General features: G+C 35.0%; 15 protein-coding genes. 7 read left to right on the top strand and 8 right to left on the bottom strand.

What is annotated here, in order from left to right:
* Positions 1-103 precede the first annotated feature (103 nt).
* The 4 genes from ACFPH8_RS13630 to ACFPH8_RS13615 all read left to right on the top strand — a co-directional run bounded on the left by ACFPH8_RS13630 (position 104) and on the right by ACFPH8_RS13615 (position 3,629).
* On the top strand, positions 104-1,213 hold the full coding sequence (locus ACFPH8_RS13630; protein WP_376861759.1) for an adenylate kinase: 1,110 nt from the start codon (positions 104-106) through the stop codon (positions 1,211-1,213).
* A 174-nt stretch (positions 1,214-1,387) separates the two neighbouring features.
* Positions 1,388-2,386 (top strand): GTPase ObgE, encoded by a 999-nt coding sequence (gene obgE / locus ACFPH8_RS13625; protein WP_248395474.1) that lies wholly within the window; start codon positions 1,388-1,390, stop codon positions 2,384-2,386.
* A 6-nt stretch (positions 2,387-2,392) separates the two neighbouring features.
* A complete protein-coding gene (locus ACFPH8_RS13620) occupies positions 2,393-3,100 on the top strand; it encodes an ion transporter (RefSeq protein WP_376861757.1) in 708 nt (235 codons plus the stop codon).
* A gap of 22 nt (positions 3,101-3,122) precedes the next feature.
* The gene (locus tag ACFPH8_RS13615; protein WP_248395469.1) at positions 3,123-3,629 is read left to right on the top strand and encodes a DUF4136 domain-containing protein; all 507 of its coding nucleotides are present in this window, start codon (positions 3,123-3,125) and stop codon (positions 3,627-3,629) included.
* A gap of 2 nt (positions 3,630-3,631) precedes the next feature.
* On the opposite strand, the gene ACFPH8_RS13610 is transcribed toward ACFPH8_RS13615, so the two are convergent.
* The 3 genes from ACFPH8_RS13610 to ACFPH8_RS13600 all read right to left on the bottom strand — a co-directional run bounded on the left by ACFPH8_RS13610 (position 3,632) and on the right by ACFPH8_RS13600 (position 11,636).
* Positions 3,632-5,023 (bottom strand): M64 family metallopeptidase, encoded by a 1,392-nt coding sequence (locus ACFPH8_RS13610; RefSeq protein ID WP_376861755.1) that lies wholly within the window; start codon positions 5,021-5,023, stop codon positions 3,632-3,634.
* Between the two features lie 5 nt (positions 5,024-5,028).
* Entirely contained in the window at positions 5,029-5,502 is a 474-nt protein-coding gene (locus tag ACFPH8_RS13605; protein WP_376861753.1) for a hypothetical protein, read from the bottom strand.
* An 83-nt stretch (positions 5,503-5,585) separates the two neighbouring features.
* Entirely contained in the window at positions 5,586-11,636 is a 6,051-nt protein-coding gene (locus ACFPH8_RS13600) for an alpha-2-macroglobulin family protein (protein WP_376861751.1), read from the bottom strand.
* 313 nt (positions 11,637-11,949) lie between these two features.
* Here ACFPH8_RS13600 and ACFPH8_RS13595 point away from each other — a divergent pair, with 313 nt between their 5' ends.
* Both ACFPH8_RS13595 and ACFPH8_RS13590 read left to right on the top strand, forming a co-directional pair.
* The gene (locus ACFPH8_RS13595) at positions 11,950-12,861 is read left to right on the top strand and encodes a tetratricopeptide repeat protein (protein ID WP_376861749.1); all 912 of its coding nucleotides are present in this window, start codon (positions 11,950-11,952) and stop codon (positions 12,859-12,861) included.
* Between the two features lie 77 nt (positions 12,862-12,938).
* On the top strand, positions 12,939-14,294 hold the full coding sequence (locus ACFPH8_RS13590) for a UDP-N-acetylmuramate--L-alanine ligase (protein ID WP_376861747.1): 1,356 nt from the start codon (positions 12,939-12,941) through the stop codon (positions 14,292-14,294).
* Between the two features lie 147 nt (positions 14,295-14,441).
* On the opposite strand, the gene ACFPH8_RS13585 is transcribed toward ACFPH8_RS13590, so the two are convergent.
* From ACFPH8_RS13585 to ACFPH8_RS13575, 3 genes are all read right to left on the bottom strand, one after another.
* Positions 14,442-14,729, bottom strand: a complete 288-nt coding sequence (locus ACFPH8_RS13585; RefSeq protein WP_376861745.1) for a type II toxin-antitoxin system RelE/ParE family toxin — start codon at positions 14,727-14,729, stop codon at positions 14,442-14,444.
* Positions 14,722-14,961: a ribbon-helix-helix domain-containing protein gene (locus tag ACFPH8_RS13580; RefSeq protein WP_376861743.1), complete on the bottom strand. Its 240-nt coding sequence runs from the start codon at positions 14,959-14,961 to the stop codon at positions 14,722-14,724. Before ACFPH8_RS13580 ends, ACFPH8_RS13585 begins: the two co-directional genes overlap by 8 nt.
* 281 nt (positions 14,962-15,242) lie before the next feature.
* Positions 15,243-16,136: a DUF4476 domain-containing protein gene (locus tag ACFPH8_RS13575; RefSeq protein WP_376861741.1), complete on the bottom strand. Its 894-nt coding sequence runs from the start codon at positions 16,134-16,136 to the stop codon at positions 15,243-15,245.
* A 228-nt stretch (positions 16,137-16,364) separates the two neighbouring features.
* Between ACFPH8_RS13575 and ACFPH8_RS13570 the strand changes: the two genes are divergently transcribed.
* The gene (locus tag ACFPH8_RS13570; RefSeq protein WP_376861739.1) at positions 16,365-17,015 is read left to right on the top strand and encodes a hypothetical protein; all 651 of its coding nucleotides are present in this window, start codon (positions 16,365-16,367) and stop codon (positions 17,013-17,015) included.
* A gap of 28 nt (positions 17,016-17,043) precedes the next feature.
* Here the strand turns inward: ACFPH8_RS13570 and ACFPH8_RS13565 are convergent, their stop codons facing one another.
* Complete coding sequence (locus tag ACFPH8_RS13565) at positions 17,044-17,562, bottom strand: GNAT family N-acetyltransferase (protein ID WP_376861737.1); 519 nt, start codon at positions 17,560-17,562, stop codon at positions 17,044-17,046.
* A gap of 47 nt (positions 17,563-17,609) precedes the next feature.
* Positions 17,610-18,197, bottom strand: coding sequence for a hypothetical protein (locus ACFPH8_RS13560; protein WP_376861735.1), 588 nt, complete (start codon positions 18,195-18,197; stop codon positions 17,610-17,612).
* Positions 18,198-18,216 lie beyond the last annotated feature (19 nt).

The following is an 18,216-nucleotide window of genomic DNA, read 5'->3' as shown; positions in this document are numbered from 1 at the left end:
CAAATCCTTGGTTTCCCAAAAAACTTATTTCCCAACTATATATATCAGAATTCGCAAAACGTTAATCAAATGATTATCTTTGCATTTCTAAAATTAAGAACAAGTGATAAAGCTCCACGATTTATATTTTAAGCCGTTTATTTCTGAAAAAGAGATTGCGGCCACTGTAGAACGCATGGTTCATGAAATTGCTGATGAATTAGGTGATGAAATCCCTGTGTTTATTGGTATCTTGAATGGCTCGTTCATGTTTGTAAGTGATTTTGTAAAAAAATATCCAAAGCCTTGCGAGGTTACTTTTATAAAATTAGCATCTTATGAAGGCGTAAAGTCTACAGAAGATATTCAGCGCCTTATAGGTTTAACACAAGATTTAACGGGACGCACTGTTGTTATTTTAGAGGATATTATCGATTCTGGGAATACGCTAACCGAAGTTCATAGAATTTTCGAAAATGAAAACGTGAAGAAACTCATTATAGCTACCTTATTTTATAAACCAGAAGCGTATAAAAAAGATTATAAATTACACTATGTAGGTATGGAAATTCCTAGTAAATTTATAGTTGGCTACGGTTTAGACTATGATGGATTAGGACGTGATTTACCTGAAATATATCAACTAAAAACAACACAACATATGACCAATATTGTCCTATTTGGACCTCCGGGAGCAGGAAAAGGAACACAAGCAGAATACTTAAAAGAAAAATATAATTTAGTGCATATTTCCACTGGTGATGTGTTCCGATTTAACATTAAAAACGAAACAGCTTTGGGTATGTTAGCTAAATCGTTTATGGATAAAGGTGAGTTGGTACCAGATGAAGTAACTATAGATATGTTGAATGCCGAAGTTGAAAAAAATGCCGATGCTAAAGGTTTTATTTTTGATGGGTTTCCACGAACCAATGCACAGGCAGATGCTTTAGATAAATTTATGGATGAAAAGGATTCACAAATTGATGCCATGATTGCGTTGGAAGTAGATGATGAAGTTTTAGTAAAACGTTTATTAGAACGTGGAAAAACAAGTGGTAGACCAGATGATGCTGATGAAACTATTATTAGAAATCGAATTAAAGAATATTACAAAAAAACAGCCATATTAAAAAATTATTATTCAGCTCAAAACAAGTATTTTGGAGTAGATGGTGTTGGAAGTATTCAAGATATAACAGTTCGGTTAAGTCAGGTAATTGACAAACTATAATTGGTTTTTTGGAACTTTATTAGCGTTTTAAAAAATGATTAATTTTAAGTTCGAAAACTGAAATAAAACAAGTGTCCCGTTTTGGGAAAAAGATTTAACGAATAATTTGATAATGATTGGTGCAAATTGATGCCTAGGATCATCAAATTTAAGTTTACAAATTAATAGATAATTATGACTGAAGGAAATTTCGTGGATTACGTAAAATTATATGTGTCTTCCGGAAATGGTGGAAAAGGTTCTGCGCATTTACATAGAGAAAAGTATATTGAAAAAGGCGGTCCCGATGGTGGAGATGGTGGTCGTGGTGGTCATGTAATTATTCGTGGAAATCAGAATCTTTGGACATTATATATCTATAAATTCAAAAGACATTTTAAGGCCGAGCATGGTATGCATGGTAGCAAGAGTAGAAGCACAGGAGCCGATGGTTCTGATGTTTATATGGATGTGCCATTAGGAACTGTTGTTCGCGATAAAGAAACAAACGAAGTTCTTTTTGAAATTACCGATCATGGTGAAGAACGAATAATTGCTAAAGGTGGTATGGGTGGCCGTGGAAACTGGCATTTTAAAACTTCTACAAACCAAACACCACGTTATGCACAACCGGGAATTCCTGGTGAAGAAATTGAAATTGTTTTAGAACTAAAAGTTCTTGCAGATGTTGGGTTAGTTGGTTTTCCTAATGCTGGAAAATCCACATTATTATCGGTTGTTACGGCTGCAAAACCTAAAATTGCGGATTATGAGTTTACAACTCTAAAACCCAATTTAGGAATCGTGGAGTATCGCGACCACCAATCATTTGTTATTGCAGACATTCCTGGAATTATTGAAGGCGCGGCAGAAGGTCGTGGACTTGGTCATTATTTTCTTCGTCATATTGAACGTAATTCGGTTTTGCTATTTTTAATTCCTGCTGATGCGGATGATATTAGAAAACAATATGATATTCTATTAGATGAATTGAGACGATATAATCCTGAAATTTTAGATAAAGAACGCATTGTTGCCATTTCAAAAAGTGACATGTTGGATGATGAGCTTAAAGCAGAATTAAAAGAAATTTTGGATGGTGAACTTCCAGTAGATTATTTATTTATTTCTTCTGTGGCGCAACAAGGACTTCAGGAACTGAAAGATAAATTGTGGAAATCGTTGAATGATTAAATTTGAATGAAACAACGTTTAAAAAACATAATTGAAATTCATGATAATCGGGCAAGCAAGATTTTTGCAATTGCTATTCAAGTATTAATTTTAATTTCAGTTGTCACTTTTACGTTAGAAACGGATCCGGATTTAGAACCAAATACGCGAACAATTCTTCGTGTCATTGAAGCGTTTAGCGTTATAATTTTTACCTTTGAATATATTTTGAGAATTTATGTTGCCGATCACAAGCGTAAATTCATTTTTAGCTTTTTTGGCATCATAGATTTGCTGGCCATTTTACCATTCTACTTATCGTTTGGAATTGATTTACGTTCGCTTCGTGCTTTAAGACTTTTAAGACTTTTTCGTGTATTTAAATTGGTGCGTTACAATCGTGCTTTAAACGATTTTATAATTGCAATTAAATCGGCAAAAGAACAAATTCTCCTGTTTTTATTTATTACTTTAATTTTAATTTACTTTTCGGCAGTAGGAATCTACTATTTTGAAAACGAAGCCCAGCCGGAACATTTCCGATCTATTTTTGATAGTCTGTGGTGGGCAATTATTACCTTAACAACTGTTGGTTATGGTGATGTGTACCCCATAACAGTTGGTGGAAAAGTATTTACTTTCATTATATTACTCATCGGTTTAGGGATTGTTGCTATCCCAACCGGTATTATCTCGTCAGCTTTAACCAAATCGGTGGATAAAAAAGCTGAATAATTTTCGTATATTTAAAATAAAAATGAAAAGATTTCAAGCCCTAATTCTTGCCTTTTTGCTAACGTCTTGTGGTGTTACTGTAAGTTACGATTACGACAAAGGAACAGACTTTACCCAATACAAAACCTACCATTATTTTGATAATATGCAAACGGGTTTCAGTCAGTTAGATTCCAAACGTTTTTTTACGGAGTTAGATGCGGAACTTCAAAGCAAAGGATTTATATTATCAGAAACTCCGGATTTTATTATTGATGTAAAGAGTGTAACATATCAAAATCAGCAATCCAGTTCCGTTGGAATGGGAGTTGGTAGTGGTGGTGGCGGTGTATCTGTCGGTATTCCAATTGGTCAAGGTTCTGTTTCCAGACAAATTATTTTAGACTTTGTTGATGGTGAAACACAACAGCTATTTTGGCAAGGTGTTAGTCAGGAACCAGCTGCTCCGGAAAATTCACCAGAAGCACGAACCGCTCAATTTAAAACAGTGGTATTAAAACTATTAGAAAAGTATCCTCCTAAAAAATAAGCTTACTTTTTAATAACTTTTTTACGCGCTAACAATACAGAATCACTGTAAATGTTAGCAATATAAAGTCCTGCCGCTTGTTGATTTAAATTTATAGTATTTGTTATGCCAGATTCTAAACGGGTTGATAAAACCTGTTTACCATCCATACTCGTTAATTCTAAACGTACATTTGAGGAATTAAAACTGTCAAACTTCACATAAAAAGCATTGTTTGTTGGATTGGGATATAGGGAGATGGAAAATTGATTTTCTTCTGCTGTAATATCAGTAATACCTAATGTGGTATTGTCAATACTCCACGTAACAGTAGTAACATGAATGGTTTCATGACTGTCAATACGTTGCAAACTGGTGTTGTCTGTAATTGCAACAGACAGACTATTTAAACCATTATTAACATCGGCTTCCAATATGGAAATTATATCAACATTCGTTGAATGCGTGGAGCCATTTAAGGTCCAAATTGTTTCCAACGTATTCGTACTTGGATTAATAAGTGATACATTAAAAGAAACCGGAAACGTTGAGGTTTCAATGGATAAATTAGTAGGAGAAAAGCTATCAACAGGTGACACTAAATCATGAATTTTTTCAATAATCCCTTCTTTACAAACCGCACAAAACGGATAGCCTAAATAACGCATTTTACAGGTTTGATGAGGTCTATACCAGGAAGCACAAGATCCAGTTGTACAATATTGATAAATATCAACCCCATTGGATCCAATCCAATTGGTCCATTTTACAAGACTTGGGTCCGTTTCTTGGGTCATATTAATACCTTCTTCAGCGTAATAATCGCCAGGATAATACTCGTCTTTTAAATCTACTAATGAATGTCCAATTTCATGAATTGCAATTTCATTGGCGCTCGTTCCTGTGGAAGTTACTGGGAATTCGCCACCACTACCACCATAATACGGCGAGTTTACCAAAATAAGGGCCTGATCATATTCGGGGAAATTATCAGCCAAAACAGAGATGATTAAACTATAATTTGGTGCGTATAGCAAACGATGTGAACCAAAACCATCGTAGGTGCTTCCAAAATAATTGTCTACCGTGGAAACTGGCACGTTATAACTGCCTTCATCTGTAGCCGTTCCAGGATGATTTGCACCACTTTCGTTGGAAATAACCTTGATAATATGCACATTAAAATAATCGGAATATTCTGAAAAAGGAGATTGACCAAAAATAGCACTCACAAAATTTGCAGCGTCCGTTTCAAAATCTGTCAATTCACTTGCCGTGTAGCCATCACCAAGAATAACTAAATTAATGCGTTTGTCATTATCACCTGCATTTTTAATAGTTTCTACATCAAAAGTTTGTGAGAATGAAACGGTTACAACCAGAAGTAAGAGTAAAGAGAGTAGTGGTTTGTTCATAATAGTTATAGCTTATATATTATGTAATTGGTGGTGTTCGTATTGGAAATCACATACATGCGAACATATTTAGCTGCTTCGTGATATGGCATTCTGAAGGCAAAATCAGTACTGTCCAAGGAGATAAGACGTTTTTCTAAATTGTCAGAATCATTTATAAATTCAACCACTTTTTCAAGCGGATTTTCTATATAAAGTGTTTCAATCACCTTTAATTCTTTATTCAATAAATTGCAGGTTAAATTCCCCGTTTTCATGAGTTCCTTTTTTTCATGAAATCCTTTAATGCGTCCTTTCGCTAATACCGTTTTTAAATGACTTATTGTTGGTGTTGCATCTGTTGATTTTTTAATATGATAGGTTAAAAATATCATACTGTCTACTACTTTTTTAGTTTCTTGTTTTACGGACGTATTTTGTGCGTAAATAGTTGATCCAAAAGTAAAAACGGATAGCAATATGAGAAGCGTATGTTTCATAAATAAATACGGATTGTATTAATTTGTAAAGTTAGTGATTTAGTAATTAAGTCATTATCGAAATTTTGTTTTTTCGCTTAAAATTAATTTACAGAAATCCGAACACCTTCGCTATGGCTTGAAAATTCAGGCGCATACATACATTGTATTGTGGTAATACCATTACTCATATTTCCTGCATTGTTCACGCGTAAATCGTATTCAAACACATAAATTCCTTTAGGTAGATAGTCGAAAAAGAAATTTGTACTCGCATCTTTCGTGCTTTCATAATAACCCAAACCGTCTTGCCATTTGTAGGACGATAAGACATTGATAGGTTCTAATCCAGCGGCACGCATATCTTTCATGTGAATGAATTCCATATCACGATCGCTACGTAATTCAATACGTACGCGAACTAAATCGCCAACTTGTAAAGCGGTTTCTGATGTGATTTCTGAAATAACTTCACCAGAATCTGTATTGGTTTTTTTGAAGAGTTTTTTCTTCAATTGTAACGGTGTTTTGGCTGTGGTGATTTTATCTAAATCTTCAAAATATTGCCAATATAAACTTCCCCAAGCAATACCTTTCCCTGTTTTTGTTAAGGTAACATCTGCCATTTCTGGTTTTATTTCTGAAGCATTCCAAGATGTTTTATAGTAACCAGTTCCAGCCTCCACTTTTACAGCTTCTAACTTTGAAGGGTCAATTTTTTTGTTGCCAACTAAAACGGTAACGGCTTCGGTTACCGATAACCAATCGCTTCCTTGTAGCAATAAAGCGTAAACAGCTTCGGTAGTTGCTTTGGTGCTTTCCCACTTATTCGTTTGCTTGTTTTTTAATAACCACATTTTCAAATTATCAATATCCTGCATATTATTGGCTTCGCTATATATGGTTGAGCCAACTTCCTGAAATGCCTCAATCAGCAACGCTTGGGTTTCAATAGGCGCTTGATACCAGTGCCAAGATGCGGTATTGTCTTTCCAATACATGCCTAATTCGTCATTCGTGATACTGGTTTCTTTTAAAGATTTTAAGATTTTGCCAGCAGTTTTAGTCTTATTCATTCTATGTGAAATAAGCGTCATTAACCCTTTTGAATAAATAGAACGCGACAACCAATAGCTGTCTATTTGCCCTAAATAATATTCCGAAACATCTTGAACTTCTTTACTACGTTTTATCTCTGGAAAGAAGCTTCGCATATATAAATAATGTAATTGCGTATAACTTAAATGGTCTTTGCTTAAGTCGGTATCCTTATTGTATTTGGTGATGTTTTTATATTCTTTTATGAATTCATTATCTAAATAAGCAATAGCGTTTGAAATCATAGCTACTTCGCTAGCGCTTTGAATGACATTCAATTTATCCAAATGTCCAAAACCGGTTATAATATGTTGGGTTATAAAACGGTTTTCGTGTCCACCTTTAAACCAAGGCCATGCGCCAGATGTCATTTGATTTTGTTGGAGTTTACCCAATGCGTTTTGCAATTCGTTGGTCATTTTATTCAAATCGAATAACAAAGCAATCCGTTTTTTCTGTTCCGTTTCACTTTGAGCATCACGTAACCAAGGTGTTTCTTGAATTAATATGTTTTTTAGTTCGGGGTTTTTCTCCAAATTCGAAACTAATGCGTCCGAATTTCGCCACTGATTAAACACCTCTTGAATCCGTGGATTGCTATTGGATATGTGACTTGCCAAGGCGTTTGCGTAATAGCGACTAAAAGTTTGCTCATTACAGTCATACGGATATTCCATTAAATAGGGAAGTGCCTGAACCGCATACCAAGCTGGATTGGAGGTCATTTCCAAAGTCAGTTTGTGATGTTTTAAACTGGATGAGGTATTCGTTTTTAGTTTATCCAACGTAAACGTTCTGGTTTCGTTGCTCTTAATCCACATCGGTAAGGTTTCGGTTACCAATAATCGGTTAGATAAAACAGGCATGGCATTTTGTTCGCCATCACTAAATGCGCCAGCTTTGGCAACTACTTTATATTGAACCGCATTTACTGTTTCAGGAATGGTTAATAACCAAGATATTTGGGTGTTGCCTTTGGCATCCACTTCAAAACTTTTTGTGTTATTGGTGTTCCCTAAAATAGTATCAATGGCTTTTCCGGTAATAGCATCGGTTAGTTGTAATTGCGCTTGTCCTGATAAGGTGTTATCGGTTAGATTCGCAATTTTAGTACTGATGGTTATGGCATCACCATGACGTAAAAATCGTGGTGCGTTGGGAATGACCATCAATTCTTTTTGGGTAACCGTTTCCAAACGGGTTGTTTGGCTTTCCAAAGTTTTGGTATGTGCCAACACTTGCAATTTCCATTTGGTTAAGGCTTCTGGTGTGGTGAAACTAAAGCTCACATTGCCTGCTTCATCTGTTTGTAATTGTGGAAAGTAGAATGCGGTTTCTTGGAGATTTTTGCGGATGGTGATGCCTGAAAAGTCTGATTTTTTAGATTCAGGACTTTCTAGATTATCGACACTTTCTTCTGGACTTCCTAACGCTTGATTAGCTTCAGGAGCCATTTCTGTTTCGTAAGCTATGTCACGTTTTTCTCTTTTTATACCCATAGCAGACACAATAACTTCTTCATGTTCCAAATCTTCTCCATAAAAATAATTATCATCCCCAAAATAAAACCCAAACCAGTTCAATTGGTCATAACCTTGGTGTGGAAACCCCATATTTAAACGTGGTGTATTTTGTATCCTGAAATTTTGAATTCCAAAACTGTAATGCGCTTGTCTGGTTGCGTTGGAATAATAAGTGGGCTTTTCTAACGGATTGAATGTCCAATTATGAGGTTTAAATTGGTCTAAAGATGCGTCATACATACTCGCTAAAATTTCAGCAGACACTTTTTCGCCTTGAGGTCCTTTTATTTTAAATGCCCAAGTTTCATCGGTTCCTGGTTGCAATTTATCTCGGAATGTGGTGGTTTCAATTTCTAAATCGGTTTTAGGGTATGGCACTGAAATGATTTCTGTTCCCGATTGAAAACTATTGGCAAAAGCAAAACTGTAATGCATGGCAAATCCACCAAAATCTGCTTCTGTAACAGGGATTTCAATGGTTTTTTTATTGTTGTTTAGGTTTAGTACATAGCTTTTTATTGTTTTTTTGTCTTTCTCAATATCAATCGTAACTGTGATATTTTCGGCTGCTGAGCCTATGGTTAGCAAAACAGTATCATTTGGTTGATAGGTGTTTTTATTAGTTGTAATTATAAATAATTGATTGTCGGCAACGGTTTTATCGGTATCACTATACAAATTTGTTTTGGCCTCTGCTGTAACTGCTTGACCAAATTTATCGGTACTTTCTAGAACAATCACATACATACCGGAATCCCATTTTTTGATGTTTCTTAATGTGATGGTTTTCGATTTTTCCGTGTTAAAATCGGTTTCAAAAACCATATCGCCTTTTTTCCAATTGTTGGGGTTATCTTCATTCGCATACGCATCGTGTGGAAATTTCGCTTTAAATTCCGTTTCTGAAAGCATTTTATATTCTGGTGCTTCCCAAGGTCTACTGCGTAAAGCCTGTTCTGGTGCTTGCAGTTTATATATTTTAAGCGTTCCAGTGGCTGGTGTAAATTCGCCATTTAAATTTCTCGTATCAATTTCAATACTATGATTTTTAGTGGTTTTGTCTAACGTATTTTCAACAGCAATAGAAGCCGTCATGGCATGATAACCTACATTTACTATAATGGAACTACTTCGTGTTTCGCCATTGATATCAGTGACATCGGCTGACACTTCATAATTAAATATTGGTAAGGTGCTTTTGTCAACACTGCTATCTGGAATGGCTTTAAAGGTAATTTCGAATTCGCCTTTATCGTTGGTGGTATTTTCGCCATGGGTAATTTCTTGAGCTTCTGAATTAAAACGCGGACGATACCAATAATACCAATCTGGATATTGGACTTTTCTGTGCACGCGATACACCACTTTAGCATTGTTGATATTACTACCAGCAAAAGCCAATGCAGTTCCTTTTACTGTTATGGAGTCGTTAATTTTAAAAGTTTCTGAAATGGGTTTAAAGGTGGTTTCAAACTTTGGACGTTTGTATTCTTCTACTGAAAAATAGGTGTTTGCATTTCCTAAATGATGCGATTTTCCTAATAATTGGATTCTAAAACCACCAGTTAATCCTGTATTCGGCAAAATAAATTCGCCATTAACAGAACCGAATTCGTTTGTTCTTAAAGTCAACCGATTAACCTCTTCGCCGTTTACATTATATAAAACGGCGTCGGTTTCTTCATCCACTAAAACGGTGGATTTACCATGTGTAGTTTTCATAGCAATCCCTTTAAAATAAACCGTTTGCCCAGGTCTGTAAATACTTCTGTCCGTAAAAAGGAAACCTTTATAGCTAACCGGATCTTCATTCTGTTTGTATTCAGGATTCACGTAATAATCACCAAAATAGGCTTTGTCGGTTTTAGAGTTGGCTACAATTTTTACTTGGGTCCAACGGCTTTGTGTTTTTGAAATTTCAACGTTGCCATTGGAGTCAGATGTGAACGTTTTATGTTTAAAATTACCATTGTAATTTTCTTTGTAACTTATTTTAACAGTGAGATTCGGTATGGGCTGTCCATTATTCCGATTAATAAACTGGTAGATCTGTCTGTCGTTTTCCGCTTTATCCACCAAAGCAATATTGGTAATTTGTAGTGTTTGAATAGCAAATGTGTTCGCCTCGTTTTTCGATGAAGCCACAATGAGATAGCGACCATTTTCCATAGCTGGCAACAAAATTTCCGTTTGGTGTTGCTGGAAATCACCTTCGTTTTTTATGGTGGCTTGCCAAGATTTTGAAACCGTCAATTTTTTTACAAAGGTTAATTGTTCGTCATCTCTATAAATTTTGCCAAAGGCTTCAAATTCCTTTTCGGTGAGTTTATAGGCTTTAAACTCTAACGTTTTTAAATTCTTGTAAGTCACCAACATTCTAGCGTCTTGCTGAATGGGTAGATACCTTTCTGTGCGTACTTGCAAACTTTGGAGTTCAATTTGCTTTTGTAAAACGGCACATTTTTTAGTCGCTATACTATTTGGGAATTTCTTCTGAACGGATTCGCAAAGTTCAAAGGCTTCTTTTATTTTCCACTGTAATTCATTGGCTGTTTTCGGATCATAACGTTCGCCTTGTGCATACAATAATTGAGCAATTTCAAACGCATATAAACCCGATTCTTCGGATGAATAGTTAGGGCGAGATTCTTTTAAGGTTTGCATATATACGTTCTCTTTGTCGCTGAAAGTCGCCTTCTCATGTATAAACTTTAAACGTGCTATATCTATATCAACCAAAGCTTTGTTGTTCTGATTTTTCAAGTGAAATTGAACTAAATCTTGATATATTTTTAACGCTTGCAGTTGTAATGACGTGCTGTCTTTTGACGAAATTTCTAAACTTGAAAATTCTTCCGCAGGACATAAAAATTTAGGTTCATTAATTTCAAATTTGTAAGCAGGTTGACTGATGCTATTTTCATCTGATTTATAAAAATCAAGAGCCGAATTGGCTAATAAATCATATAAAGTTGGTCTAAATTGTTTGGAATTTTTTTGAGAATAAATAATAGCTTCAAAATCAGAAATAGGTGTTTGTTGAAGTATCAACTCGTTTTTTAAAGACTGGTTGTATTGCAGTTTAATTTCCGTAAATATGGTTTCTAAATCCCAAGTTCTAAAATCGGTTTCGTCTACTTTTTCTGCTGTTTTTGTTCGGTTATAAAATTGCCATCTGTTTTGTTGAAAATACTGCCAATACATGGTGGCTAACATATTTTGTAAGATGTTTTTAGTAGGTGTTTCGCTTTGTGCTATTTCATGTTTAAAATCTGCAATAATTTGTAGTTGTGCCTCTTCTTCCAAGGTTAAGGCATACTTGCTTTTGTATAGCAAAGCTTTAATCGTTTGTGGTTGATTATTTTCCTGTTTCGCCTTATTTGAAATTTGCAAAACAATATCTAAAGCCGATTTGGGTAAGCCTTTATTTTCAAGTTTTTCAACCGTTTTCCATAGCGCATCGTAATCGCTGGTTTGTGCTGCGGTGAAATTGGCAAATAATACTATCATTGCGAGTATGGTAATCTGTTTCATGTGTTTGTTCTTATAACAATTCTTTAAAAATAAGCATTTCAAAATCGATTTCCATGTTTTCGTCTATGCTATTTCAGAATGTTTTATTCTTTCAATAATACATTCAAAAGTTGTTCCAAAAAAAGGAATTTGGGTAAACGCATGCTTTGAATTCGTGAGACGCTATTTTGAGTAAGGGAAATTTCTTCAACTTCCTTGAGGGTAGAAGATAAAACGATCAATACTAAAAATCATTTTGAATAGTTATCTTTGAATAATGGATGACTTTAATATGAAAAAGCTGCTTTTATGTTTCTTATTTCCCGTTTTTACTATGGCCCAGCAGACCTTGGATGATGTGGCGTTATTGCTGGAACAGAAATATTATAAGCAAGCCGAAACTCTAGTGAAACCGTATGTAAATGCCAATCCAACCAACCAACGAGCTGTGGAATTGTTAGGCGATGCTTATGGATATCAGGCCAAATGGGATGCCGCTATTAGTCAATATGAAACCTTGGTTGTTATGGACCCTAATAAAGCCAATTTCCATTATAAATATGGTGGTGCTATGGGAATGAAAGCGCTGGAAGTCAATAAAGTAAGCGCTTTCATGTTAATCGACGACATAGAAGATGCGTTTTTAAAGGCGGCCGAATTGGATATCAAGCATATTAATACGCGTTGGGCTTTGGTGGAATTGTATATGCAACTACCAGGTATTGTTGGCGGAAGCGTTAAGAAATCCTTGAAGTACGCCAATGAGTTAGAAGCACTTTCTAAAGTGGATGGGTATTTGGCTAAAGGCTATATTTATGAGTATGATGACGAACCCGAACTAGCCGAAACCTATTATAAACGCGCCATTACCACTGGTGGTTCTATTACTTGTTTTGATAAATTATCTAGCTTTTATGAAAAGCAACAGCAACCGGAAAAAGCAATTGCGACTATTGAAGCCTCGCAAAAAAAGCACGAACGCAATGCCGTTCATTACCAAATAGGAAAAGTAGCCGCCGAGTATAATTTGCAGTTGGAAAAAGGTGAAAATTGCCTGAAAACCTATATCGAGAATTATTCCGTGGAAGATGGTGTGCCAAAAGCTTGGGCAAATTACCGATTAGCACAGATTTACAAACATCAGAATCATAAAAAAGAGGCGCTCAAACATATAAATTTAGCTTTGGCCGAATTGCCTGAAATTGATGTTTTTTCGGTTGAAAAAGCGGCTATTTTAAACCTTTAGAAACTTAATAATTTACAAGTGTTCACATTTCTACTTCCATTTGCAATGTGTATATTTGAATTCTACAAAATTTAATTATGAACGTACATTTTATAGCCATTGGTGGAGCTGCTATGCACAATCTTGCCATTGCTTTACACAATAAAGGATATCAGGTAACTGGTAGTGATGATACTATTTTCAATCCGTCTAAATCCCGTTTGGAAACCAAAGGTTTATTGCCAGAATCATTTGGGTGGTTTCCAGAAAAAATAAGTTCCAGTTTGGATGCTATTGTTTTAGGCATGCACGCCAAAGCTGATAATCCGGAATTGCTAAAGGCGCAAGAACTCGGTTTAAAAATATATAGTTATCCGGAATTTCTGTACGAACAATCTAAAAATAAAACCCGTGTGGTAATTGGCGGAAGTCATGGGAAAACCACAATAACCTCTATGATTTTACACGTTATGCACTACCATGATCGGGATGTGGACTATATGGTTGGTGCACAATTAGAAGGTTTTGATGTCATGGTGAAACTCACCGAAGACAATGATTTTATAGTTTTGGAAGGCGATGAATATTTAAGCTCACCTATTGATAGGCGACCAAAATTTCATTTATACAAACCCAATATTGCGTTGTTGAGTGGTATTGCTTGGGACCATATTAATGTGTTTCCAACCTATGACAATTATGTAGAACAGTTTAAAATATTTGTAGATAGTATTGTTAATGGTGGCAGTATAACTTACAATGCCGAAGATGCTGAAGTCGCGCGCGTTGTAGAAGCGTCTGAAAACACCATTCGTAAATTACCGTATAACACACCAGAATATACGGTTGAACATGGTGAAACGCTTTTAGAAACCCCTGAAGGACCGTTGCCCATTGAAATTTTCGGTAAACACAATCTGAATAATTTAGCAGGCGCCAAGTGGATTTGCCAGCACATGGGCATTGACGAAGATGATTTCTACGAAGCCATTGCCACCTTTAAAGGCGCTAGCAAGCGATTAGAAAAAATTGCCGAAAGTAAAACCAGCGTTGCCTATAAAGATTTTGCACATTCGCCCAGTAAAGTGTCTGCTACTACCCAAGCGGTAAAAGCCCAATACGAAGACAAAACACTAATTGCCTGTTTGGAATTGCATACCTATAGTAGTTTGAATGCCGAATTCTTAAAGGAATACAAAGGTGCTTTAGATGCTGCTGATGTGGCTGTTGTTTTCTATTCGCCAGATGCGGTTGAAATTAAGAAATTGGACGCAGTTTCGCATGAACAAATTGCCCATGCGTTTGAACGTAACGATTTAATTATTTATACCAATCCCGAAGAATTTAAAACCTTCTTGTTTTCTCAAGATTTTAATAACAAAGCCTTGTTGCTCATGAGTTCTGGGAATTATGGCGGATTGGATTTTGATGCGGTTAAGGGGTTGTTGAGGTAGTTTGTCATTCCTGGGAAGGCAGGAATCTCACTGTAGGTTTTTTAGGTTATTGCTTGGTAAATAAATCACAGATAGAAAATCCGCGAGGATTTTCGTAAGTAGGCGAGAACTAGCCATTAATTATACACGGTGTTTCCACCTGTGATTTTATAATATGTTATTTAAATCTTGTCTTCCAACAATAGCCATTATCTCTACAATGTCATGATTAACTTTAAAATAAATGCTGTCAGATCCGCAGACACAGCGTTTATATCCGTATTTTATAAAGTCAACCGATTCAAACGAGAAAGGCCGTTGAGCAATAATGTCAAAATATTCAAAAAATGAGTTAAAATATTTGTCAGCTTGATTTATGCCAAATTTCTTTACGCCGTAATGATGAATTCTAATTAAGTCATCTTTAGCTACGTTACTTAACTTGTATTTAGCCATTCAATGAAGACTTTGATTTTGCTAAAATTTGCTCTTTACTATCATTCGTAAAACCGCTATTTTCAGCTATTTCTAATTTAGAGCTTATCCAATCAATTTGGCGTTGTTGATTTCTTGCCTGTCTTATTAGGTCATTTACAAGTTCACTTTTACTGGAATACTCATTAGTCTCCACTTGGGTTTTTAACCATTCGTCATTTGGTTCTGTCAATGAAATGCTTTGTCGTGCCATTAGATTCGTTTTTGATGTAAATTTACACCAAAAAAATATATTTACAAAACAATTTAATCCAATTAGCTAAATTTCAGAAGGTTGGGTTTTTATAGTTGGTAACGATATAGTATGAATCCGTTTTATTGATGTAAATTATATGTAAACGAAATTCGTCATATGTTTTCAAAACAGCAATAAGTAGTTCTACGTAATTTTTATTCAAAATGCGCTTTTATCTATTAACTTTTAAAGTTATGATATTTGGATTTTGATGCAGTAAAAAAAAATAGTTCCAACAGTTAATATCCAAGAGACTCAATATATTCATTAAGTTCATCAATAGTAGATTCAAACTCGAAAGCGTTATTTACTTTCCAATAGTTTTCTGGATTATAACAAAAAGAATAGGCAAATTTGGCATACTCTAATTTGGTGGATTCAAAATCAAATAGATTGGTAATTTGGGCAATTTGTGCAGCGGTTAAGCAATTACCTTTTGTAACTTGTTTCGCGAGTGTTAATTTAGAATCTGAAAACGTTTTACTTTTTATGGCTGTTAATGCTTGGTTAAAATCTGTTTCATACATGGCATAACAATCTGCTTCTTCCAAAACAACAACATCAGTCGTTCCTCCAAAAGTAGTCGTTGTTGTTTGCGTGGTTGTTGTAGATACACCAGAGTTTACATGAATACCAACACCTACATTTGTGCCATGTGCATTAACACCAACATGTAATTGGTCTCCACCTCCAGATGTGGTTGTAGTCGTTGTTTGTGTTGTAAATTGAATAGGAGGTAGCGGCACAGCATTATATTGTACCACGGATACATTATTGGGTGGTGGTGAAATAGCTTGAAAAGGAGTAAAAGAGAAAAACTTGAGTTTATGTCCTTTTTTACTGTTTTTAATTTTATAAACAAATTCGCCGCGATTGCCGTCTACATCAACCGTCTTTAAATACTTCTTTTCAATCGGGTTTATAGCCTCGTTAGCAAATACAATTTTGGTGTCATAATACGCATTTGTTATATAATCTACGGCAATATTCACTGCAGGTGCTTCATTTTGTCTGATACTATTTAGAAACAAATAAAATGGCTCGCCATCTTCCGAAAAAATAGTTAATCTGGATTCTTGCGAAAAAGTAAGGGTCGACACTAGACACATTATCAATAAGGAAACTTTGTACATAATTCTAAACATTTTATAAAATGGTTTCTAAAAGTATGCCAAAATTAGTGTTTATTTAAATATAGATAACTTCTAGAAACTATAAATTGCCAAACTACACAGCACGCATCAATTAAAGATGGTCATGCAATAAACTAAAATAAAGGCCGTTACACTATACAGAACCAACCAACCTATCCTTTATTCGAAGCAGAATTACGTTTTTTAACCACCTTAATTTTTTAAAATATGATACGTAATTTATTAATTATCCTTGTTTTAGTATGTGCTTTTTCCTGTTCCTCTGATGATGATTCTAGAACCCAACCAGTCAATGAAATTAGCGATCCTGGTTTTTATGGTTTGCAAATTGGGAATTCATGGGTTTATAAAAGCTATCAATGGAATTCAAGCACAGAAACCTATGATAATACAGGGGTTGTAGATTCTATCAGCATTGTTGGCACTGAAGAAATAAACGGAAATACCTACTTTAAATTTAGAAGATTAACAACTGGTAATACTAGTAATGCACCACTTTTAAGCCTTAATGGTGAGTATTTTGAGCATGTAAGAGATTCCTTGGGAAATCTTATTTATGATGATGGCAGCATAAAATTTACGCATTCCGATTTAAGTGAACGAACCATTACCATTCAATCTTGGGGAACTATTTTTGAAACCTTAACTGCAAATGAAGCGCAAATGACAGTTGAAGCTGGTGCATTCACTTGCAACTATTCAGAGCGTTATGCCAAATCACCAGAAGGTGAACAATTTCCGGGTTTAGACCGTTATTATTATGCGGATGGAATCGGACTTATTTATGATACAACGTCCTTTGTTAGTACATCCTATCATACGGTTGAGCGCCGTTTGGATAGCTATAATGTGCAGTAAAAACGTAAATCTAAATTTAACCTACTGGTTACGGTTGCCTTAACGCATAAATAGCATTTTTTAAATTATCTGCATCTTGTTTACCAACGACTAGTTTAAAACCATGGCATTCTAATAAATTAATGGAAGCGGTATTGTTTTTCTGTGTGTAGGCTTCAATAGATTTCAAGTTTATAGAATTAAACCCAAAATTAATAATCGCTTTTAGCGCTTCATTCATAATGCCTTTGCCTTGGGAGTTTGGGTGTAAATCGTAACCCACTTCTGCTTTTTTTCTGTCTTCTGAAAAATTCCATAAACAAATGCTGCCTATCATTTGGTTATGGCCTTGTTCTATAATCACCCAATATAAAGAGCTATTTGTTTCAATAGCTTGGCAAATTTTAGCTATAAACGCTAGGTCTTTCTCTTGGGTTTCCGCAGGTGCTCTTTTTACAAATTTATTGACATCTGGATCCGAACGTAAAAAGGAAATAGCTTCCCAATCGGAATGTCTTAGTTTTCGGAGTCGTAAGCGTTTGGTTAGTATTTCTGTGAATAGACTCATGGTAGATGTTACGTACTTACGCGGCCGTATTTTTTGATTAACGGGTATTATTTATCCAATTTAATTTTCTTTTTATTCTCATATCTAAAATCGTTCAACTCTTTTAGTTCAGCAGCAGTTTTCGCTTTCCATTCTTCAATTTTTTCATTATTTCTGCCACTTTCAGTTTCCTTTACTAATTCCAGACGGCTTTCTGAAAATTCACTCAAAATATCATTGTTAATTTGCTTTATAATATCAAAACCTTTAGCAATTTTTTTCTTATTCTCTAATGCGCGCTTTCTAAATTTTCTTGCGTGAATTTCTGCCAAGTCAAATTGCAATTGTTGAAATTCTATTTGCTTATCAATTTCGCCAACCTTTGTCGTATCAATCCACGAGGCGTTTCCAAGGAAAATATTTTCTATTTTTTGGTTTAAATTCCGCTGCATAAAATCAAAACCACCAATGGCATGATATATCATAAATTGACTATAAACAGCCTCGTTATTCTCATCGCTAATTTTTATTTTAAAATCGTCAACGGCTAACGGATGTTCTGCACTCCATCTTTTTTGTCCCTCTTGTAGGTTTTGTCCAAATGTTTTATTTATAATACTACACACTATAATTAATCCTAATAATGCCCTTTTCATGCGTCTTCTTGTCAACTTG

The organism is Bizionia hallyeonensis, assembly GCF_042657385.1.
In the GTDB taxonomy this organism is placed as follows: Bacteria; Bacteroidota; Bacteroidia; order Flavobacteriales; family Flavobacteriaceae; genus Algorimicrobium; species Algorimicrobium hallyeonense.
The sequence above is the reverse complement of the archived record's forward strand: the minus strand, read 5'-3'. Positions and strand labels throughout refer to the sequence as shown.